Genomic DNA, 22564 nt, shown 5'->3' with positions numbered 1-22564 from the left:
GTCCTCCCTCCCCCGCTCCCCGACGACGAGGAGGCCGCAAGACCGAGCGGCCCCGTTCTCCCGCCACCCGCGCCCGAAGCCGACTCCGGCGAACGCGCGGTTACTGAACCGCCCGCACCCGAACCGCCCGCACCCGAACCGCCCGCACCCGAACCGCCCGCACCCGAACCCCCCGCGCCCGAACCGCCTGCACCCGAGCAGGCCGGTCCCAGCGCCGCCACGAACGAGGCCTTCGAGGCGAGCGCAACGTCCGCCGACCAGACCACCGTCGCTGCGTCCGCCGCAGCCAACACAGCGAGAACCCGGAAGACGACACACGCGAGCCACGACGGAGCCACAACCGATCACGCGCCCACCCCGACCGACTCGCCCGCCGAGAAGGACACGGCGGACGCACAGGCCACCCCTGCCTCGGACACGGTCGTGCGCGCCAAAAACGGCGAGGTCGCGCTGCCCGTCCCCGCCCGCAGGCTCCGCCTCCCCCGGCCCGCCTACATCGCCGACCGCATCTTCACCATCCAGCGCAGGCGCGAGGACGTCGTCGACATCGTCATCTCGATCCTCGCAATCCTCATCATCTGGACCATCGGCACCGTCGCCAGCGCCACGACGCGCGGCGTCACCATGGACGTCCTGCAATTCCAGCTCATCCGCCAGATCCTGATCCTGCCCGTCAACCTCGTTGAGGGCCTCATCATCCTGATCACGCCGATCATGGTGATCATCTCCCTTGCGCTGAGAAAACGCCTGCACACCATCATCCAGGTCATCGTCACAAGCGTCGTCGCCGCCGTCGGCGGCTGGATCATCGCCATCCTCACCGGTCTGTTGCCCGCCTACCTCACCATCCCCCTGAGCGTGGACCGGCTCATCGCCACACAGGGCCACAGGAGCGGCTTCGTGATCGCCATCAACCTGGTACTCGTCACCCTGTGCGCCATGTTCACCTCAGCAGGCGAAACCCAATCGATGAGAGCCATTCGCTGGGGCTGGATAGGCGTGTGGGTCATCCTGATCCTGGGCGTCCTGCGCTCCTCGATGACCCTGCCCGTCGCGTTCATCTCCGTGTTCCTCGGCCGTGCGTTCGGCTCAGGATCGCGGTGGATCATGGGCTACGACGACCAGAGAGCCAAGGGGGTCACCCTCGTCGAGGCGCTCCTCGGCATCGGCATCACGCCCTCGCGGATCGTGCGCACCGACCTGGACACCACCATCGAACCGCTGTCCACATGGGCGGTCGCCGAGAACGCCCGCGGACGCCTCACACAGGTACCCGCCGATCTGGGCGACATAGGCATCACCATCACGCGACGCCCCGACCCCGACCACAACCGCCACTACCAGGTGTGGAGCGACACCGGGCTGACCTACGAACTCATCGTCATGGACCCCGGTCAAGAGCTGACCGGCACCCTCCTCGAGATGTGGAACAACCTGCGCCTGCGCGGTATTAGCCGCTGGGTCTCCCCCTCCCTCAAGGCCCAGGCGGAGCGCTCCTCGTTCACAACCTTGCAGGCTCTGCGCGCCGGCGTCTTCACGCAAGAACCCATCGCGATTGCCTCGGCGAACGACTCGATCATCATGGTGCTCTCCGCTCTGCCCCCAACGACGCCGCTGACGGAGCTCGGCGAGCGGGCCTCGGACGAGGTCTTGGATCGTGCGTGGGAACAGCTACGGTACGCGCACACGCGGGGCATTTCGCACCGCGCCCTCACGCCCGAGGCTGTCGTCGTCGACGCGTCCTCCGACGTGTGGCTGCTCGACTGGGATTCGGGCGAGGTCGCGACGACTGAACTCAACCAGTCCATCGACATCGCCCAGATGCTAGTCCTGACCGCCCTGGCAGTGGGTCCCCAACGTGCGCTTGAGGCCGGTCGACGCTGCGTCGGCGACGAGACCCTCATCGCGTGCGCGCCCGTCATCCAGAAGCCGGTCCTGCCCGCCTCGGTGAACCAGATGCTGCGCCGATCCGATCTGCTCAGCGATCTGCGCGCCGCCCTCGTGGGTGACTCCGAGGCCGAGTCCGCCCCGACAGCCGACCTGCAGCGCTTCCGCCCGCGCACGATCTTGACGATCGCGGTCGCATTCATCGCGGTTTTCATCGTCGTCTCCTCTCTCAACTTCAACGACCTCGTCTCCACGGTGAAAAGCGCGAACCCGTGGTGGATGGCCGCGTCCGCCGCGTTAGCCTGCCTGATCTGGGTGGGTTCGGCCGTGCCGCTCATGGCCCTGTCCCCCGAGAAGCTGCGCTTCGGCGACACCCTCATCGCGCAGGTGGCCGCCTCGATCATCACGGTCGTCGCACCCGCCGGTGTGGGTCCTGCCGCCCTGAACCTGCGCTACCTGCGCAAGCGCCGCGTCCCCACCGCCGCTGCCGTGACGACGGTGACGCTCATGCAGATCTCGCAGGCGCTCATCACGATCATCCTCCTACTGCTCGTCATGGTCAGCGCAGGTTCATCCCTGTCCGTCTCACTCCCCTACGGCACGATCCTCGCGGTCGTCGCGGTCGTCATGCTCGCGGTCGGCGTCATCATGGCCGTCCCAAAGGTACGCCGCTGGATCTGGGCCAAGATCGAGCCAACGTGGCAGCAGGTCTACCCGCGTCTCCTGTGGATCATCGGACAACCTCGTCGCCTGGCCGCCGTCGTGGCTGGCAACCTGCTCATGAACATCGGCTACGTGGGCGCGTTCTGGACCGCCATGGTCGCCATGGGTGGCTCACTGAACTTCTCAACGGTTGCTATCACCTACCTGACCGCGAACGCGGCGGGTTCCTTCATCCCCTCCCCGGGTGGTATCGGTACCGTCGAAACGGCACTCACCTCGGGTCTGACAGTCGCGGGCGTCTCCTCCTCGGTCGCGATTGCCACCGCGCTGCTCTACCGTCTCGTCACCTTCTACGGGCGCATCCCGTTTGGCTGGCTGGCCATGAAGTACATGGAGAAGAAGGATCTGATCTAAGCGTTAGCTTTCCGGGCCTCGGCCCTGAGGCTGGGGATGTGCGCCGGATTCGCGCCTCTTTGCACGTGCCGTGGTGGCACTCAGATGCGCGCCGCGAGTTGACTGCACCTCACTCTGCACGAGGCCGGGGCTGGGGCATGAGCGACACCGAGATACGACTGCACGGGGAGGCTTACTTCTAGTTGCTTCTAATGTGGATCAAATTTGAAGCAACTAGAAGTTGCCTTTTGCAACAGTTCCTACAACAAGACCCCACGCTGCGTCGCACAACCTAACGACCACGGCAATCATGGAACTTCGCTACGCCTCGACACCCCGAACCCGGCGTTGGAGATCTGTGACCGGGTACCACTCGAAGCTGCGGCCGCGCTTGGTACGCATCAGGTATCCACCATCCTCAAGACCGCGCAGATCGGCATGCGCCGTCTGCGGCGTCACCCTGTACTTGTCCGCATGTGATGCAGCTGTCACGGTGATAGCAGAGTCCTTTAACGCTTCCTCAATGACCCCGATCTGTCGATTATTAAGATCGGTGAGCCTGAGGAGATGCTTCACTTGTTCCATTTCTTTGGACTTTCTCGCCAGGTAATCGTGCAGCTCACGGATTCCACGCAGAATAATCTCCGCATGCCAGATTAGGAAGTAGGTGAGATCCCCTTCATCCTGCTCAACCTCAAGGAAGGATCGCGCATACTTGGCAGGCGCTGTGCGCAGAAGCCTCGACACCGGGACGAAATCCATGAGGAAGAAGCCTTCGCGCAGCATCACCCACTGCGCAATCACGCGGGCAGTGCGCCCATTGCCATCGACGAAGTAGTGATCATAGCCCATCATGAAGTGCACGATGAGTGCCCGCACGAGGGGCGGCACATATTGCGAGGCATACTCCCCCACGCCATTGGCAAAGTCGCACAGACGCTTGAGTCGTTCGGGCAGCTCCTCGGTCGGCGGCGGCACATGCAACAGCTGATCATCGCCCCCACTCCCATAGATACGAATTCGCTCTTCACCCTGGCGCTGCAAGCGTCCTGCATCCTCCGCCTCATCGAGCGTCCCATCCGTCACGATGCGATGGACCCCGCAGATGAATTCAGGAGTGAGCTCCTCACCCAAGTGATCGCGCACATATTCGAGAGCGAGAAAATTGTTGAGGATCATCCGCTCTGAGCGATCACGCGGATCCTTCTTTTCTCGGAGCATTTTTTTCGCATCACGCCTTGTGGTCGAAGCCCCCTCCATCTGGGAGGAGGTGATCGCTTCTTCGTAGAGAGAGTTAATCAGATATCTATCTCTCATCCCCTGCGTCGCCACCTCTCCCGGAAGCTCCACCTGACCACGCGCCTGCGCCGTAATTTCCTCATTCAACCTCAAGAAGCGATCTGGGAGATTAAACGTCAGGCGCGTTCCATCCTTCATAACGAAGGGAGTGGGCCGGGCCGTCGAGGCACGCGCAGTGCGCACCGCGTACCACCACGCCTCGCGGCTAAGCCCCTCTGGCACCGGCTCCGCACGGAAGTAATACTCCCACGGCCGATACTCCGGATCATCCAGCCCACCAGCGAGCACAGCAATAACGGGGAGACGACGGTCATCATCCATAGCCATCAGATTGGTGATGACTCGTTCGCGCAGCTCACCAAGCCGATAAGGCGGAGGGATTGGAGTATTCATGACTACTCCGTTCACACGAACTTCAAATTACTTCTAATTTTATCTAAATTTGAAGCAACTAGAAATAGTGCCACAGCACGCATACATCACCGAGGGCGCAACAGAACATCCAACATCCCGCTACAAGCAGGTGTCCCCACAACAAACGAGGCCGCGACCGGAACACCCGGCCACGGCCTCGTCGATGGCGGGCACACTACCAAAGACGGTTCGCGCGCACGTAGTCGGCCGACTGCACGCCACTAACGCCCCGAATCACCTCGACGGATCCGTCGGGCACGCTCAGCCCGAAGCCCTGCACGAGGTTCTCGTACTCATACTCGACTTCGACGGACCCGCCGGGGAAAGACTCGGCCACAGCTTCCCTAATCGAGGCGAGCACAGCCGCGCGGTCAGCGCCCTCCTCGAGGCGCACGACAACCTCGACATTCTCCGACGGACGGTTCTCACTTCCAACCATGGCCGCCTGGACGACCACCGCAGGCGAAGCACCGGACTGGAAGGCGGTCGCCGACGCGGCGAACGACGGACTCACAACCGAAAGCGCACACCCACCAACACATGCCAGCGCGAGAGCTGTTTGCTTCATGGACATATTCTGCTCCTCTGTAATCATGGGCGGTCGAGCGGGAACACTGCCACGTATCCTCTCCGCCGATCACCAGGAGCACCCTAACACGACAGCATAACTGACAAGCTACTCATGACTGCTATTTGGTCATTACTACCATGCTGTCAAACTTAATGATTCCGTGTATGCAGAGACAAAAAGGTGGTCGGGCGACCTCACAAGCTCACCCGACCACCGTCTACAGGACAACTACTGGACGCGTGTCTCACGCTCGATGGACACCAACTTCACACCACTCACTCCACGGATCGCATCCAGCGAACCCGCAGGCACGCGCAACGCGTAGCCCTGCAAGGCGTTCTTATACTCGCGTTCGACCTCGACGGTCGCATCCGGATAAACCCCGGCCACGGCCTGGTTGATGGAAGCAAGGGTCGCCTCACGATCAGCACCCTCCTCAAGGTGGACGATGACGACGACAGGTTCCGCTGCCTCGGCATCGCCAGACGGCGCGGGGGCACCGCTCTGCACATCCGGACCGTCCTGCCCATCCTTGGATGTCAGCGCAGTATCGGCGTCACCCACCGGCAGCATGGGGGCCGTCAAGCCGGACTGCGGCTCCGACTGGGGAGCCGACTGAGGAGCGGACTGGGGAGCAGACTGCTGCGAGTCCGCGCCAGGGTCGGACTGGGCGGAGGGCGTCTGCGGAGAGGACACGGAACAGCTCGCGACCGCGAGCGCACACGTTCCGACGCCCGCAAGGATGGCGGCTGGTTTCTTCATGGACATGGTGCATTCCTTCGCATTCACAGGCGACCGAGGCAGTTGCGTCGTCGCCGCTGTATCGGCAGATACGTCCAACATACCGCAGGACAACAAGCGACGTGCGCGGCATCCACATCCGCCACGCACGCGTTGCCCCTCATCCGCACGTGGGACCTCTCATCCGCATCCAAACCCGCTCATACGCAACCAAACCCTCTGTTCCGTACGTGGGCGGGGCCGCCCACCTGCGGAACAGCGGGTCCACGTGCGGAACAGCGGGTCCACGTGCGCAACAGCGGGTGGGCCCGGGAACTTCCGCGGTGGAGCGTTCCCGAGCCCAGGCCTCGTGATTCAGAAGCAGGCGGCGTTAGCGCCGCAATACTCCAGATGTGTCAAAGGAATATACTCGGCCGTCGATGACCTGTGCACCGGTCACCATCGCGCCGGAGGGAGACAGGTAGTACCACGCATTTCCGAGCTGGAGCCAGCCGATGTGCATCGCACCCGAAGGCTTCAGGTAGTACCAGAGACCATCGATCTTGATCCAGCCGGTGTGCATGTCGCCGGAGTCACCCAGGTAGTACCACGAGCCGCGATCAAACAGCCAACCCGTGCGCATCACCTTGGTGGCAGGGTCCATGTAGTACCAGTACAGCCCTCCGTAGGAGCCGTCGCGAAGCCAGCCGCTCAGCAGCACGCCGGAGGCATCCGCGTACACCCACTCGCCGGAGGGGCGCTTGAGGAACCCGGTCATCATGTAACCGTCGGGGCCGAAGCTGTAGTCGGAGCCGTTGATCGTGAACCAGCCGTTGGCCAGGTAGGTCGACCCGTCGGCGCACGCGTACCACCAGCCACCGCTTCCCTTCACCCAATGGCCGCCCGTGGGGTCGGCGCAGAACGGAGGATTGCTCGGACGTCCGGTGGGCAGGTTGACGGTCACCGCCGACGAGTGGTTGAGGCCGTAATCCCAGCCCAGCACGTACGGGTCGGACACAACGGGTCCCGTGCCGCCCTGATCCACCCACGCGCGGGAGATTTCGGAGAGCGGAACATCCACCTCGTAGCGGTACTTGCCATCCTTGTCAGCGATCTGGTCGGCGTCGGAGAGCATGTGTCGGTAGAACCATAGGCCGTCGGCCGGGTCGTGCAGGTCGAAGGCAGCCATCGGCGAGGAGTCAACGATGGTGAGAGTAACAACCGTGTCGTCGCCCTTGCCGGAGTAGTGCACGTCCTCAATGACGGGTGCGGTCGTGTCGATACGGAACTTGTAGGAGATGGATTGTTCGGTGCGCGACGGTCCGTCGTTGTGTGCGGAGACCGTCAGCGCGTATTCCCCGTCCGGCAGGTCCTTATATGCCTCGGAGCGTAGGTCCAGGGCCGTCGACTCGTGCTCACGCTCAACCCACGACACCTCCGTCGTGAACGGATCGAACACGGATTTCCAGTTCTGGTGCCGCTCGAAGGACGCGACCACTTCCCCAGCCTCGTTCGTGTAGGTGGTCGTCAGGGTGTGCACGCCGCGCAACGTGCCCGTGCGCGGTTCGAGGACCCGGGGTGCGCCCGAGGCCTCGGCCCGGGAAATCACGTACCCGTAGGCGTCGGGTCGCTCGGGTCGCTCGCTGGGTCGCTGGACAGGGTTGAAGCCGAGGGGGGTACCGGTTTCGCCGTCGTAGAGGCCCGAGGCCCGCATGTGTCCCTTACCGTCGGAGGCGAGTGCGTCGAAGATGGCGGGCTTTCCCCAGGATCCGTAGAACCCGAGGTAGGGCACGGACAGGTCAGGCTGACCCTCGGTACGTGAGGTGAAGCGCACGAAGCCGTCCAGGAAGGTACCCGACGGCGCATTGTCTGTCACGTACTGGGCGAACTCAGACCCAGGCGCAATGTCAACGCCAACGGTGGCCTCACCCTTCGCGGGAACAGCGACGATCGCCCCCTCACCGATGCCAGACACGGCCGCGCCGCTATACGACACATCCACGCCACGGCCTCGCCAATCCGAGGAGTGCTCCGCGAAGAAGCCACCGTCGACGACCTCGGAGAGCGCCTGGGAGTTCATCTCGTAGGTCGCTTCCGCGTCAGACAGGTTGTGCAAGACGACGTCGAAGTGCCAGCCCGTCGTACCATCCCCCAGGTCAGCCTTGGGCCGGGATTGTTCGGGGGCACCCTTCACGGTCGGGTACACGGACGAGGTCGTAGCAGCCAGGGCGTCAACCAGGCCGGCACCCTGCTTACGCGGGGAATACAACGCACCCGTGGTCTGTTCCGGATCGGCGAGGGGACGGGCGGTTCCCATGATGAGATTCTGGACGACGTCCACCTGCTCGCGCGCGCTCATGGACGCAAACAGGGGGTCAGACTGGACGCGTTGGAGGACGATTGCGCTGATACCCGACATCTGTGGGGTCGCCATGGACGTGCCGGAGAAGTGGTCGTAGTCGCCTCCGGGAACGGAGGAGAGGATGTTACCGCCGGGTGCCGCGATCTCGGGCTTGAGGCGTAGGTCGGGAGAGGTGCCCCACGAGGAGAATTCGTTCATCCAGTAGGAGCTGGTGGGTTCCAGGACTTTGCCCTCAACGATGGTCAGGTGATGGTCGGCGGCCTCGAGCATGGCCTGACCATCCGCCTGCGAGATAAACGCGGCGGGGGTATCGAGGGTTGACAGATTCATAATGAGGAGCGCGTCGCCGGGCTCGTTGTCGTACACGAGTATCGCTGTTGGCTTGAGCGGCGCGATATTGTCGAATTTGTCTTGGAAATCCAGGGTGCCGCGCGAGACCAGGACGATTGTTCCACCCAATCCCTCTGGATATTGTGCCGTCAGGGCCGTGGCGTCCTCGGCTGTCCCGACACCTCCGTCCACGTATTCATACTCGCCGGGAGGTAGGTCCGACAGGTCGGCGACACTTTCGCCCTCGAAGCCGCGCGCACGCTGGTATGCGACGTCCCGACCGGCAGCGGTGAACGCGGCGTAGGCAGTTCCGTTCTCGATCGAGGCCACGGCCACCACGGAGGGATAGGACGCGGGTTCACACAGCACTGACGTGTCGGGGTCGGAGGCGTAGGCCTGGTTGGTGCCCGACAGGTTGCCATACCCGGCCGAATACTCGTTACCCGCGGCGGCGTTGACGCTCACCCCGGCGTCCTGCAGGTTCTTGTAGACGCTCGCGTACACGGAGTCGGCCTCGTTATCCATGCCGCCGATCTGGCCGAGCGACAGGTTGACGACGTCGGGACGTAGCACCGCCATGTCATCCAGCGCGGCCAGCAGCGCAGAGTCCGGGTATTCGCCAGTCTGGCTGCGCGAGACTTTCGCGACGATGACCTGTGCCTCGGGAGCTGTGCCCATGATCTTGTCGGCGTTGCCCGCGGCTATGCCAGCGACATGCGTGCCGTGTGAACCGGAGTCATCGGGTGCCGGCGAGGCATCGTTGTCACCGTCCGCATAGTCGTAAGCAAAGGGAAATTTCTCGGACACGTATGTGCCGTTCTTACCCTCACCAAGCTGAGGAAGCAGGGCCGCTACCTTCTCCGAGTCGAGCGCGGGCGAACCCGACAGAGCGCCGTTCAAGGCCGGGTGGGTCATGTCCACGCCCGTATCGACGATGGCAATGACCATCCCCTCGCCCTTCTGCGCAACTCGGTCGGTGCGCATCATCACCTGGGAGCTGAGGTTGTCGGGATCCTGGGTGGCCAGCCTCGACGTGCGGATTCCTCCCTCGCTGTCGGCACCGCCCCACACTCGGCTCTCGCGCTCAAAGAAGGCCGACGCAACGCCATTCACTCCCCGAATCGCTTCCAGCGACCCGGCGGGTGCGCGCAGCGCAACACCCTGCAGGGCATGACGATACTCGTATTCCACCGTAACCGACGCGTCCGGGACAACACCGGCCACGGCCTCGCGAATCGAGGCAAGAACGCCCTCATGCTCGTTCCCCTCCCGGAAACGAACGATAATCCCGACGAGCTGAGCCGGGTCTTCATCGCTCGCCGCGCGTATGGGTTCAGGCGCGACGGTCTCGCCGTTCTTCGAGGTCAGCGCTGTGTCGGCATCACCGACAGGCAGGGACGAGGCCGTGGCAGCGCGGGCGGTTAGCGTGGGTGATGCACCCGGGTTGGGTTGAAAGGCGTGAGGCGGCGACGCTACAGACGAGGGACCCGTGACCACGAGCGCCCATGCGCCGACACACGCCAGGAGAACAGCTGATTTCTTCATCGACATGATGCACTCCTATGCGTTTGTGGGTGGCCGACGCTGGGTGCAGGGACATCTACACTATGTCGGCCATCACCATCACCATAGCTCAGGGGCGCTCATGACAAGCCGTGTTTGCGCGCCTATTTATGGCTGTCTGGGCAGCCTGTCTAATGCAAGCAGGGGCACAGTACGCGTTGCCCCTCATCCGCACGTGGGACCTCTCATCTGCAACCAAACCCGCTCATCCGCAACCAAACCCTCTGTTCCGTACGTGGGCGGGGCCGCCCACCTATGGAACAGCGGGTCCACGTGCGGAACAGCGGGCCCACGTGCGCACCAGCGGGCCCACGCGCGGAACAGCGAGTGGGCCCGGGAATCTCCGCGGTGGAGCGTTCCCGGGCCCAGGCCTCGTGAATCAGAAGCAGGCGGCGTTAGCGCTGCCAAACTCCCGACTCATCGAAGGTGTAGGTGCGGCCGTTGATCGTGTGCGTGCCGGTGAACATGGCACCGTCAGGTCCCAGGTAGTACCAGGAGCCGCCCTGCTGGAGCCAGCCGGTGTGCATCGCGCCAGACGAGGAGAGGTAGTACCAGAGACCGTCGACCTTGACCCAGCCGGTGTGCATGTCGCCGGAGGTGCCCAGGTAGTACCAGGAGCCGCCCTGGGACAGCCAGCCGGTGGCCATGACGTTCGTGGCGGGATCCAGGTAGTACCAGGAGCCACCGTCGCGGATCCAGCCGCTCAGCAGGGTGCCGGAAGCGTCCGCGTACACCCACTCGCCGGAGGGGCGCTTGAGGAACCCGGTCATCATGTAGCCGGCAGGGCCAAACTGGTAGTCGGAGCCGTTGATGGTGTACCAGCCGCTCGCCAGGTAGTCGGAGCCGTTGGCGCAGACGTACCACCAGCCGGTGGCGTCATTCGCCCAGTGTCCGCCCGCGGGGTCGGTGCAGGGAAGCTTCGCGCCCTCGTTGCTGGTGGGCAGGTCGACGGTGCGCGGCTCGGAGTGGTTGAGGCCGTAGTCCCATGCGAGCAGGTACGGGTGGGCGATGACGTCGCCGGAGCCGCCCTGGTCGGTCCACGCCTGGGAGAGTTCGGACATGGGGACGTCGAGCTTGTAGCGGTACTTGCCGTCGTCTCCCTTGACGCCCTCGGTGTCGGAGAAGATGTGGCGGTAGAACCACAGGCCGTCGGCCGGGTCGTGCAGGTCGATGCCCGCGAGGGGCTTGTTGTCGGTCACGGCGATGGTGACGTGCGGCGCGTCGCCGTCCTTGCTGAATGCGAGGGTGTCGACCGTGGGGGCGGTGGTGTCGATGCTGAAGTTGTACGAGATCGACTGCTCGGCCTGCGAGGGGCCGTCGTTGTGCGCGGAGAGTGTCAGCGTGTAGTCGCCGTCGGGCAGGTTCTTGTACGCGTCGGAGCGCAGGTCCAGGGTCGTGGGCTCGTGGCCGTCCTCGACCCAGGTCATCTTGCCGGTGCTGGGGTTAACACCGGATTTCCAGGCCTGGTGGGTCACGTACGAGGCGACGGATTCACCGGCGGCGTTCGCGTACACGGTGTTGAGCGTGTGGACGCTGCGCAGGGTGCCGGTGCGCGGTTCGAGGACCGTGGGAGCGCCCGAGGCCTCGGCGCGGGAGAGGACGTAGCGGTCAGCCTTGGGCGTGCCGGTGCGCGCGTCGGCCTTGACCAGGGGGTTGTATCCCAGCTGCTGGCCCGTGGTGCCGTTGTAGATGCCCGAGGCCAGGGTGTGCGCTCCCCCGTCGGAGGCGAGGGCATCGAAGATGGGGGCCTTGCCCCAGTCGCCATAGAAGCCCATGTAGGGCACGGTCAGGTCGGGCTGAGACGCGGTCTTCGAGGTGAGGCGCACGAAGCCGTCGAGGAACGTGCCGTTGGGCGCGTTCTGCGCGACGTAGGAGTCGAAGGCGGCGCGAGGCGTGACGTCCACGCCCACGGTTGCTTCGCCCGAGGCGGGGACGGTGATGGTCGCGCCTTCGCCAGTGCCGCTCACGGCCGCGCCGGAGTAGGCGATGTCCACGCCCTTGCCTCGCCAGTCGGAGGAGTGGCCGGTGAAGAACCCATCCTCAACGAACTCGGAGAGCGCCTGCGTGTTCAGGGCGTAGGTGGCCTCGACGCCGGAGAGGTTGTGGAGGGTGACGTCGAAGTGCCAGCCCTTGGTCCCATCCCCCAGGTCGGCCTTGGGTCGGGAGGACTCGGGGGCGCCCGCCACGGTCGGGTACACGGACGAGGTCGTGGCAGCCAGGACGTTCGCCAGACCCGAGCCCTGCTTGCGCGGGGAGTACGGGTCGCCGGTGTCCTGGAGCGGGTCGGCGATGGGAGCGGCCGTACCCATGATGAGGTTCTGGACGACGTCAACCTTTTCACGTGCGCTCATGGACGCGAACAGCGGATCATTCTGGACGCGCTGCAGGACGACCGCGCTCACGCCCGCCATCTGCGGGGTCGCCATCGACGTGCCGGACATGAACTCGTAGGTGCCTCCGGGCACCGAGGAGTAGATGTTGCCGCCGGGTGCGGCGACCTCGGGCTTGAGGCGCAGGTCGGGGGTGACGCCCCAGGAGGAGAAGCTCGACATGGAGTACTTCGAGCTGGGGGCGACGACCTTGCCGGGGGCAACGCTCAGGTGGTGGTCGGCGGCGGCCAGCATGGCCTCGCCGTCCGCCTGCGAAATGAATGCGGCGGGCACGCCGTCCGTCGCCAGGCTCATGACGACGAGGGAGTCACCGGGAACGTTGTTGTAGACGATGAAGCCGGCGGGCTTGGAGCCTGCGATGTTGTCGAACTTGGTCTGGAAGGTGAGAGAGCCTCGCTTGACCAGCACGATCTTTCCGGCCAGGCCCTCGGGGTACTTGGCCTTGAGCGCGGCGCCGTCCTCGGCCGAACCGATGCCGCCGTCGACATATTCGAAGGGGCCGCCGGTCAGGTCGGACAGGTCGGGCATCTTCTGACCGTTAGCGCCACCGGCCCGCTGGAAGGGAATGTCGCGGTCGCCGACGGTGAACGCGCTGTGCGCCAGCGAGTTATCGACGGAGGCGACGGAGACCACGGAGGAGTAGGTCGCTGGCTCGCACTGGGTGGAGGAGTCCGGGTCAGACGCGAAGGGCAGGTTTTTGCCGGAGGTATTGCCGTATCCGGCCGTGTAGTGGTTGCCGGCTGCCGCGTTGACGGTCACGCCCACGTCCTGCAGGCTCTTGAAGACGGTCGCGTAGACCGAGTCGGCCTCGTTGTCCATACCTCCGAGCTGGCCGAGCGACAGGTTGATGACGTCGGGGTGCAGGATCACCATGTCGTCGAGTGCGGCGAGCAGCCCGGAATCGGTGATGTCGCCCTCGACGCTGCGCGCGACTTTGGCGACGATGATCTGCGCGTCGGGCGCGATGCCGACGATTTCGCCCGCGTTGCCCGCGGTGATGCCGGCGACGTGCGTGCCGTGCGATCCGGCTTGTCCGGTCGGCGAGGCGTCCGGGTCGTTATCCGCGTAGTCGTAGGCGAAGGGGAACTTCTCCGACACGTAGGTGCCGGTCTTGCCGTCGCCCAGCTGGGGGGTCAGGGACGCCACCTTGTCCGCCGAGAGCGCGGGGGTCCCCCCGAGGGCGCCCGCGAACGCCGGATGCGTCATGTCCACGCCCGTGTCGATGACGGCGATGACCTTCCCGTCGCCCTTCTGGGTGATCTGGTCGGCGTGCATCATCAGCTGGGCGCTGAGGTTGGCGGGGTCCTGGGTTGAGGTACGGGCGGAGTTCGTCGCTCCCTCGCCAGCGACCTGGTCGTCGGCATCCTCGACGGGGGTCTCGCGCTCAATGAAGGCGGCCTTGACGCCATTCGCGGCGCGGATCGCGCTGAGCGACCCGGCGGGTGCCTTGAGGGCGTAGCCGTCCAGAGCGTTGTCATACTCGCGTTCCACCGTGGCGGCGGATCCAGGGACGGCCCCGGCCACGGCCTCGTTGATGGAGGCGAGCGCGGAGCTGCGGTCAGCTCCGTCCTGGAGCTGGACGATGATACCGACGACGCGCGCCGGATCCTGGTCGTTCACCGTCGCGTCCGCCTCGGGCGTCGCGGTCTCACCGTTCTTCGAGGTCAGCGCGGTGTCGATGTCACCCACGGGCAGGGACGAGGCCTGGGCGTCCTGGGTGGGTTGGGGCGCCGTGGGCGTCGGCGGAGATGCAAGGGACGCGGGCCCCGTGACCGCCAGCGCACAGGCGCCGACGAGCGCGAGGAGCGCCGTAGGTTTCTTCGTTGTCATGTGCGTAACTCCAATGTGTCGACAGGCGGCCACCCTTGGGCGTGAAGACCGCGCCGTGTCGGCCGCCACACCCAACATACCTTACAAAAGGCTTGTGACAAACTTTGTTTCACATTGGGAAACGATTGAAGAATATTTTACTAATAAACCGGACCCGGGCCTCGGAACGCTTACAAAACAACGTTCCGAGACCCGGGCCGATTCTTCGTCAGACGCCGACGCTCAGCTCACCTGACCCATGCACCCGACTCGTCAAAGACGTAGGTACGTCCATTGATCGTGTGCGTGCCGGTGAGCATCGCGCCGGAGTAGGACAGGTAGTACCAGGAGGAACCCACCTTCACCCAGCCGGTCTGCATGATGCCGTCGGCGTTCATGTAGTACCAGGACCCGTCAACCTGCACCCAGCCGACGTCCATCGCACCGCTGTCAGACAGGTAGTACCAGGAGCCGCGATCGAGCAGCCAGCCGGTGCGCATGACCTTGGTGTCGGGATCCATGTAGTACCAGGAGCCGCCGTCGCTGACCCAGCCGCCCACCAGAGCACCCTCGGAGTCCGCGTAGACCCACTCACCGGAGGGACGCTGGAGGAAACCGGTGGACATGTAGCCGTTGGGACCGAACAGGTAGTCGGAGCCATTGATCGTGAACCAGCCACCCTTGAGGTAGTCCGTGCCACTCGCGCAGGCGTACCACCAGCCAGTGGAGTCGTGGACCCAGTGTCCGCCCGTGGGGCTCACGCACGGAGCAACCGGACCCTCGTTGTCGGAAGGCAGGTCAATCGTGACGGCCTCGGAGTGGTTGAGGCCGTAGTCCCACGCCATGACATAGGGGTGAGCGATGATGTCGCCCGTGCCACCCTGCGCAGTCCACCCGTCCTCAAGCTCACCCAGGCCGAGGCTCAGGCTGTAGTGGTACCTACCATTACTGAACCACTGATTGGAACTGTTATCAATGACATCACGGTAGAACCACAGGCCACTGCCGGGATCGTGAACAGTAAAGCCCGCAATGGGGGACTCGTCGCTGATCTGCAGGTCGAGGGTAGGACCGACGACATCCCCGAGGTCCACGTTCACGCTTTCCAGAACCGGAGCCTTCGTGTCGACGCGGAAGTCGTAGGAGATGGATTGCTCGGTGGCCGAGGGCCCGTCGTTGCTGGCGGCAATCGTCAGCTTGTACGTGCCATCGGGCAGGTTCTTGAACTCGTCGGACGTCAGGTCCAGTCCCCTGGACGCATGGCCTTGCTCCACCGCAGTCATGACCCCATTCGAGTCCAGGGCGGACTTCCAGTTCTGGTGAGACGTGTACGAGGCGACGACCTCGCCAGCCGCGTTCGTGAAGGTTGTCGTCATCGTGTGAACGGAACGCAAGGTTCCCGTTCGAGGGAACACGGCATGGGGCGCATACACAGAATCAGCGCGGGAGATCACGTAATTCCCGGCGTTGGGGCGACCCTCACGCTTTGTCACATCGTCGAGGGGGTTGTAGCCGAGCAGGGAGCCATTGGCTGAATCGACAATGCCCGAGGCCAGAATGTGCCCATCGCCCTCAGAGGCGAGCTGGTCAAAGATCGCGGGCTTGCCCCAGTCACCGTAGAAGCCCACGTAGGGGACGGTCAGGTCGGGCTGACCCTGCGTGCGCGAGGTAAAGCGCACGAAGCCCTCCAGGAAGGTACCCGACGGCGCATTGTCTGTCACGTACTGGGCGAACGCGGATCCGGGGGTGACGTCGATGCCGACAGTGGCCTCGCCCTTCGCGGGGACGGTGACGCTCGCGCCCTCGCCGGTGGCCGAGGCAGCGCCGGAGTAGGCGATCTCCACGCCCTTGCCACGCCAATCGGAGGAGCGCTCACTGAAGAAGCCGTCCGTCACGATGTCGGAAAGCGCCTGGGAGTTCATCTCATAGGTCGCCGAGGCGTCGGAGAGGTTGTGCAGGACGACGTCGAAGTGCCAGCCCTTCGTGCCATCCCCCAGGTCGGCCTTGGGTCGGGATTGTTCGGGGGCACCCTTCACGGTCGGGTACACGGACGAGGTCGTAGCAGCCAGAACGTTCACCAGGCCGGATCCCTGCTTACGCGGAGAGTAGTAGGCACCGGTGTCCTGGAGCGGATCGACGACGGGGGTGGCTGTGCCCATGATGAGGTTCTGGACGACGTCCACCTTCTCGCGATCACTCATCGAGGCGAAGAGCGGATCGTTCTGAACACGTTCAAGCACGACGGCGCTCACGCCGACGATCTGAGGCGTCGCCATGGACGTGCCGGACATGAACCCGTATGCGCCGTCAGGCACCGAGGAATAGATGTTGCCGCCGGGGGCAGTCACTTCGGGCTTGAGCCGCAGATCAGGGGTGACGCCCCACGAACTGAAGCCGGACATTGAGTGCTTGGCGCTGGGCGTGATCGTCATGCCCTCAACGAGGGTCAGGTGATGGTCGGCGGCGGCCAGCATGGCCTGACCATCGGCCTGCGACATGAAACCGGCGGGCACACTCAGCGTCGACAGGCTCATGACCATGAGCGCGTCGCCCGGGACGTTGTTGTAGACGAGCACGCCAGCGGGCTTGAGGTCTGCAAGGTTCGACACCTTAGCGTCGAAGGTCAGCTTACCGCGCGACACGAGCACAAACTTACCGGCCAGTCCGTCCGGGTACTTCTCCTTGAGAGCTTTCACGTCGTCTTCGGAGGCGATTCCACCGTCAACGTACTCGTAGTCGCCAGCGGGCAGCTCGGCGATGTCAGCGATCTTGTCGCCGTTCTCCGCGCGCGCACGCTGGTAGGCGATGTCTCGTCCGGCCGCCTTGAAGCCGTTGGCCTGAAGCACGTTATCGAGGGAGGCAACGGCAACCACGGGGGCGTAGGAAGCGGGTTCGTCCAGGGTCGAGGAGTCGGGGTCGGAGGCGTAGGCCAGGTTCTTACCCGAGTTGTTGCCGTAGCCTGCGGAGAATTCGTTACCGGCGGCCGCGTCGACTGCGACCCCCTTCTCCTGCAGCGTCTCGAAGATTCCCGCGTAGACGCTGTCGGCGGCGTTATCCATGCCGGCCGTCTGGCCGAGCGAAAGATTCACGACATCGGGGCGCAGGACCGCCATGTCATCCAGGGCGGATAGCAGCGCGGAGTCCGGGATACCGCCGCGGTCACGCTCAACCTTCGCGACGATGATCTGCGCGTCGGGGGCCACGCCCATAATCTCACCGGCGTTACCCGCGGCGATACCAGCGACGTGCGTGCCGTGGGAACCCGCCGGGGACGCGTCGGCGTCATCGTCCGCGTAATCGTAGGCGAAGGGGAACTTCTCGGAGACGTAGGTGCCCGTCTTGCCCGCACCCAGCTGGGCGGCCAGGGAGGCCACCTTTCCCGCATCCAGGGCGGGAGTCCCAGACAGGGCACCGGCGAAGGCCGGGTGGGTCATGTCCACGCCCGTGTCGATGACGGCAATGACCTTGCCCGCGCCCTTCTGGGACACCTGGTCGGCGTGCATGATGAGCTGGGCACTCAGGTTGTCGGGATTCTGGCCCGCCAGGCGCGCGGCCATGAAACCGCCCTCGGCCTCGGGCGTCACGTTATCGGCGTCGGGCGTCACGTTATCGTCGACCTGAATCTCACGCTCGAGGAACGCGGCCTTCACGCCGCTCACGCTGCGGATCGCGTCAAGCGACCCGGCGGGGGCCTTCAGCGCGAATCCGCTAAAGGCGTTGGTGTACTCGCGGCTCACCTCGGCGGAGGCGCCCGGGTCAACCCCAGCCACGGCCTCGTTCATGGCGGCGAGGGCGGCAGCGCGGTCGGTGCCGCTCGCCAGCTCGACGATGATGCCAACGACGCGCGTGGAGTCCTCAGCAGCAGAGGCCTGGGTCGGCGCAGCGGCCGGGGTCTGTCCGTTCTTCGAGGTCAGCGCGGTGTCGACGTCGCCGACCGGAATGATCGGTTCGGTCGTGGACGGCGCGGGCTGCGGGGTGACGGGGGCGGGCGGTGCCGCAAGGGCAGCCGGAGCCGCGACCGCGAGTGCGCACGCCCCAGCGAGGGCAAGCAACACCACTGGTTTCTTCGGTGTCATAGTCGTAAAACTCCCATGTGTTGATGACAGACCGCACGGGCGCAGTACAAAGTCCGACCCAACGGTCATTACTTCGTAGGGTACACGACACAACACGCGAGTTTGACACCGTTTCACGAACGACATCGCTCCCGTCCATGAACGAGGCCTGGGCCCGGGAACGCTGTCGCACTAGCGTTCCCGGGCCCAGGCGGTATGTTTCACGAAGAAGACGTCAGATCACTTGATCCACTCGCCAGATTCGCTGAACTCGTAGGAGTTTCCATCGATCGTGCGGGTACCGCTGTACATCGCACCGTCGGAACCCAGGTAGTACCAGCGGCCACCGATCTTGACCCAGCCGGTCTGCATGGCACCGTTGTTGCCCAGGTAGTACCAGGAGCCCCTACCGCGCACCCAGCCGGAGCGCATGTAGCCGTTGCCGTCAAAGTAGTAGTAGCGACCGTCGATGAGGTACCAGCCATTACGCAGGTACGCACCGTTGTTGCACTGCCACGCCCAGCGGTAGCCGTCGGTCACCCAGCGGCCACCCATGGAGGGGCTACACACGTTGCCGCCGATGCCGCCACCGTCGCCGCCGCCGTTACCGGGCTGGTCTCCGGTGTTGCCACCGTCGTTGCCGCCGCCGTTACCGGGCTGGTCTCCGGTGTTGCCACCGTTGTCGCCGCCGCCATTACCCGGCTGGTCTCCGGTGTTGCCACCGTCGTTGCCGCCGCCGTTACCGGTAGCCGCCCCGATCGTGGTGGCCTTGGAGTGGTTGAGGCCGTAGTCCCACGCGAGCACGTAGGGCTTGCTGGAGTTGCCGCCGCTCACCCTGCTCATGTCGACGGTGGCCGTGTAGTGGTAACGACCGTTCGAGTAGGTCTGGTCGGCGTCGTTACGGATGACGTCGCGGTAGATGTACTGGCCGCTGTTCGGGTCGTTCACCGTGAAGCCCGCCAGCGGCGACTCGTCGCTGATCTCCACGTTGAGGGTGGAACCCCCGTTGCTCAGCGTGGCACGCTCGACGACGGGCGCCTTGGTGTCAACGCGGAAGTTGTAGGTCAGGGACTGCTTCGTCGGCGAGGGGCCGTCGTTGGAGGCGGAGATCGTCAGCGTGTACTTGCCGTCGGGCAGCCTCGAGTACTTGTAGTCGTTGAGGTTGATCGAACGCGACTCGTGGTTTTCCTCAACCCAGGTCATCCGCCGCTCGTCGGAGTTATACACCGACTTCCAGTTCTGCGTGGAGGTGAAGGAAGCGACGCTCTTGCCGGCCTCGTTCGCGTAGGTCGTGGTCATCGTGTGGACGGACCGCAGCGTGCCCGTGCGAGGAGTGATAGCCGTGGGCGCGCCCGAGGCCGTGGAACGGGAGATCACGTAGCGGTCGGCGTTGGGACGACCCTCGCGCTCGCTGCCCTTGACGAGGGGGTTGTAGCCGAGGAGGCTGCCGTTCTGGCCGTTGTAGATGGCCGAAGAAGCAGCGTGGCCGTCACCCTCGGAGAGCATCTGATCGAAGATCGAAGGCGTGCCCCAGGATCCGTAGAAGCCCAGGTAGGGCACGGTCATGTCGGACTGGCCATTCGTGCGAGCCGTGAAGCGCACGAAGCCGTCCAGGAAGGTGCCCGAGGGGGCGTTCGCGCTCACCCACTGGGCGAACTGGCTGCCGGGGGTGACGTCGATACCAACGGTGGCCTCGCCCTTGGCGGGGACGGTCACGCTGTTGTTGGAGAAGGAGACGCTGACACCCTTGCCGTTCCAGTCGGTGGAGCTGCCGGTGAAGAGGCCGCCCGAGATGTTCTCAGACAGGGCCTGAGCGGAGAGATCGTAGGTCGCCGCCGTGCCGGACATGTTGTGCAGGGTGACGTCGAAGTGCCAGCCCTTGGTGCCGTCCCCCAGTTCCGCCTTGGGGCGGGAAGAGTCGGCAGCACCGTTCACGGTCGGGTACACGGACGAGGTCGTGGCCGCTTGAACGTTCACGAGGCCTGCGCCCTGCTTACGCGGGGAGTAGTAGGCACCGGAGCTGGCGTTCGGATCGGCGACGGGGACAGCGGTGCCCATGATGAGGTTCTGGACGACGTCGGCCTTCTGGCGCGCGCTCATCGAGGAGAAGAGCGGGTCGTTCTGAACGCGTTCAAGCACGACGGCGCTGACACCGGTGATCTGCGGGGTCGCCATGGACGTGCCGGACATGTACTGGTAGCCGCCACCGGGCACGGAGGAGTAGATGTTGCCGCCGGGGGCGGTCACCTCAGGCTTGAGGCGCATGTCAGGAGACACGCCCCACGAGCTGAAGTCAGACATCTTATAGGCACCGCGACCGTTCCGCGCGTTTTCGATGGAGGCCACCGACACGACGGGCGCGAAGGTGGAGGGTTCACCCAGGGTCGAAGAGTCCGGGTCGGAGGCGTAGGGCAGGTTCTTGCCCGACTTGTTGCCGTAAGCAGCCGAGTATTCGTTGCCGGCGGCCACGTCGACGATAGTGCCGTTGTTCTGCAGCTTCTCGTACACGCCCGCGAACAGGGTGTCGGCCGCACTGTCCATGCCAGCCGTGCGACCGAGGGACAGGTTCACGACGTCAGGCTTAATGACCGCCATGTCGTCCAGGGCGGCGAGCAGCGCAGAGTCGGGGATGCCGCCGCGGCTGCGCGCGACCTTGCCGACGATGATCTGAGCATCGGGGGCAATACCCGTGATCTGACTACCGTTGGCTGCGGTGATGCCGGCAACGTGCGTGCCGTGAGAACCAGCCGGTGATGCGTCGTTGTCACCGTCCGCATAGTCGTAGGCGAAGGGGAACTTCTGGTTGACGTAGGTGCCGCTCTTGCCCACCTGTCGTGCCAGAGATGCGCCCTTGGAGCTGTCGATAGCGGGAGTTCCGTGCAGGCCTCCCGCGAACGCGGGGTGGCTCATGTCCACACCCGTGTCGATGATGGCGACGACCTTGCCAGCGCCGGTCTGGGAGATCTTGTCGGCCTTCATCATGACCTGGGCGGACAGGACGTCGCCGTGCTGCGCGGCGCGCATGGCTGCCATGGGGTTGCTCTCGGCGTCGGCGGCACTGCCGGAGTCGGCCGAGGCGTCGGCACCGCCGGTGCCCTCCGCGTCGGCGGGAGTGTCATCGCCTTCGTCGCTGACTTGGGTCTCGTGATCGAGGAAGGCGCTCTGGACACCGCTCACGCCGCGGATCGCATCCATCGAGCCGATGGGGGCGCTCAGCGCGAAGCCCGTAAAGGCGTTGGTGTATTCGCGCGATACCTCGGCGGAGGCATCCGGGTAGGCCGCTGCCACGGCCGAGTTGATAGAGGCGAGGGCGGCGGCTGTGTCGGTGCCGTCCTCGAGCTGGACGATCATATCCACGACGGTCGAAGAGTCTTCTTCGGTCGTGGCCGGGTCCCCCTCGTCGAGAAGGGACTCACCGTCGGCGGAGGTCAGCGCGTTGTCGACGTCGCCCACGGGGAGCTCGGGAGCGGGTTCGCTCGCCGCTGCCTCGTCGGCAGCCGACTGTGCGGACTGTGCAGCGTCGGCGTCAGAGCCGGCCTGGTGGAGGAGCGACCCCGGCATGGCCAGGGACGTGGGTAGCGCGATGGCAACCGCGCACGCGCCGGCGATAGCGAAAAGCTTCGCCGGTTTCTTCGGTGTCATGTGTCTAACTCCAATGATGTGTCGGGTGACCCGGTCGGGCCTAGAACAAACTCTGACCTAATGGTCACTGAACATCAGCGTACAGCACTTATCGCGGAATCCAGAAGCCCTTTGACAAAATTCCCAAGACTTTTTCAACAATGAAGCCGGGTTCGACTACCTATGCAAGATAGTATCAAACCCAGGATTTGCAGGATTTTCTCCCCTGAGACTACCTCACCAAGACACCCAAAGGATCGAAGCTGCAGGCCTGTTCATTATCATTTGCACATCGGTCAGCATCATCCTGTCAGACTCTCATGCCCGTGTTATATGGAGGGTTGTTGAGCTCACTTTCTTTCGTCTTATTGCGTGTTGGTATCTGCTTGTTATGGCGCGATTCCACCATGAGCGAGGGGGCGGCTTGCGTTGTCAAGCCAGTCAACTGTTTCACAGGCGACACAGCACCCGTCCATCAACGAGGCCT

The 22564-nt window shown here is 64.5% G+C and carries 8 protein-coding genes; 1 reads left to right on the top strand and 7 read right to left on the bottom strand.

Translation table 11 applies throughout. The features are described from left to right. Nucleotides 1-2964, top strand: a 2964-nt coding sequence (locus HMPREF1136_RS03035; protein WP_009647858.1) for a lysylphosphatidylglycerol synthase transmembrane domain-containing protein, incomplete at its 5' end; no start/stop codon positions are given. A 300-nt stretch (nucleotides 2965-3264) separates the two neighbouring features. On the opposite strand, the gene HMPREF1136_RS03030 is transcribed toward HMPREF1136_RS03035, so the two are convergent. From HMPREF1136_RS03030 to HMPREF1136_RS03000, 7 genes are all read right to left on the bottom strand, one after another. Further along, nucleotides 3265-4635, bottom strand: a complete 1371-nt coding sequence (locus HMPREF1136_RS03030) for a Fic family protein (RefSeq protein ID WP_009647851.1) — start codon at nucleotides 4633-4635, stop codon at nucleotides 3265-3267. A 196-nt stretch (nucleotides 4636-4831) separates the two neighbouring features. After that, complete coding sequence (locus HMPREF1136_RS03025) at nucleotides 4832-5224, bottom strand: hypothetical protein (protein ID WP_034504633.1); 393 nt, start codon at nucleotides 5222-5224, stop codon at nucleotides 4832-4834. A gap of 231 nt (nucleotides 5225-5455) precedes the next feature. Next, the gene (locus HMPREF1136_RS03020) at nucleotides 5456-5995 is read right to left on the bottom strand and encodes a protease inhibitor I9 family protein (RefSeq protein WP_009647857.1); all 540 of its coding nucleotides are present in this window, start codon (nucleotides 5993-5995) and stop codon (nucleotides 5456-5458) included. Nucleotides 5996-6338: 343 nt separating this feature from the next. Beyond that, complete coding sequence (locus HMPREF1136_RS03015) at nucleotides 6339-10190, bottom strand: S8 family serine peptidase (protein WP_009647853.1); 3852 nt, start codon at nucleotides 10188-10190, stop codon at nucleotides 6339-6341. Nucleotides 10191-10597: 407 nt separating this feature from the next. Next, entirely contained in the window at nucleotides 10598-14422 is a 3825-nt protein-coding gene (locus tag HMPREF1136_RS03010; RefSeq protein ID WP_009647855.1) for a S8 family serine peptidase, read from the bottom strand. Nucleotides 14423-14649: 227 nt separating this feature from the next. After that, a complete protein-coding gene (locus HMPREF1136_RS03005; RefSeq protein WP_009647850.1) occupies nucleotides 14650-18477 on the bottom strand; it encodes a S8 family serine peptidase in 3828 nt (1275 codons plus the stop codon). A 219-nt stretch (nucleotides 18478-18696) separates the two neighbouring features. Then, the gene (locus HMPREF1136_RS03000) at nucleotides 18697-22098 is read right to left on the bottom strand and encodes a S8 family serine peptidase (protein WP_009647852.1); all 3402 of its coding nucleotides are present in this window, start codon (nucleotides 22096-22098) and stop codon (nucleotides 18697-18699) included. Nucleotides 22099-22564: the final 466 nt, after the last annotated feature.

This window comes from Actinomyces sp. ICM47 (assembly GCF_000278725.1).
In the GTDB taxonomy this organism is placed as follows: Bacteria; Actinomycetota; Actinomycetes; order Actinomycetales; family Actinomycetaceae; genus Pauljensenia.
The sequence above is the reverse complement of the archived record's forward strand: the minus strand, read 5'-3'. Positions and strand labels throughout refer to the sequence as shown.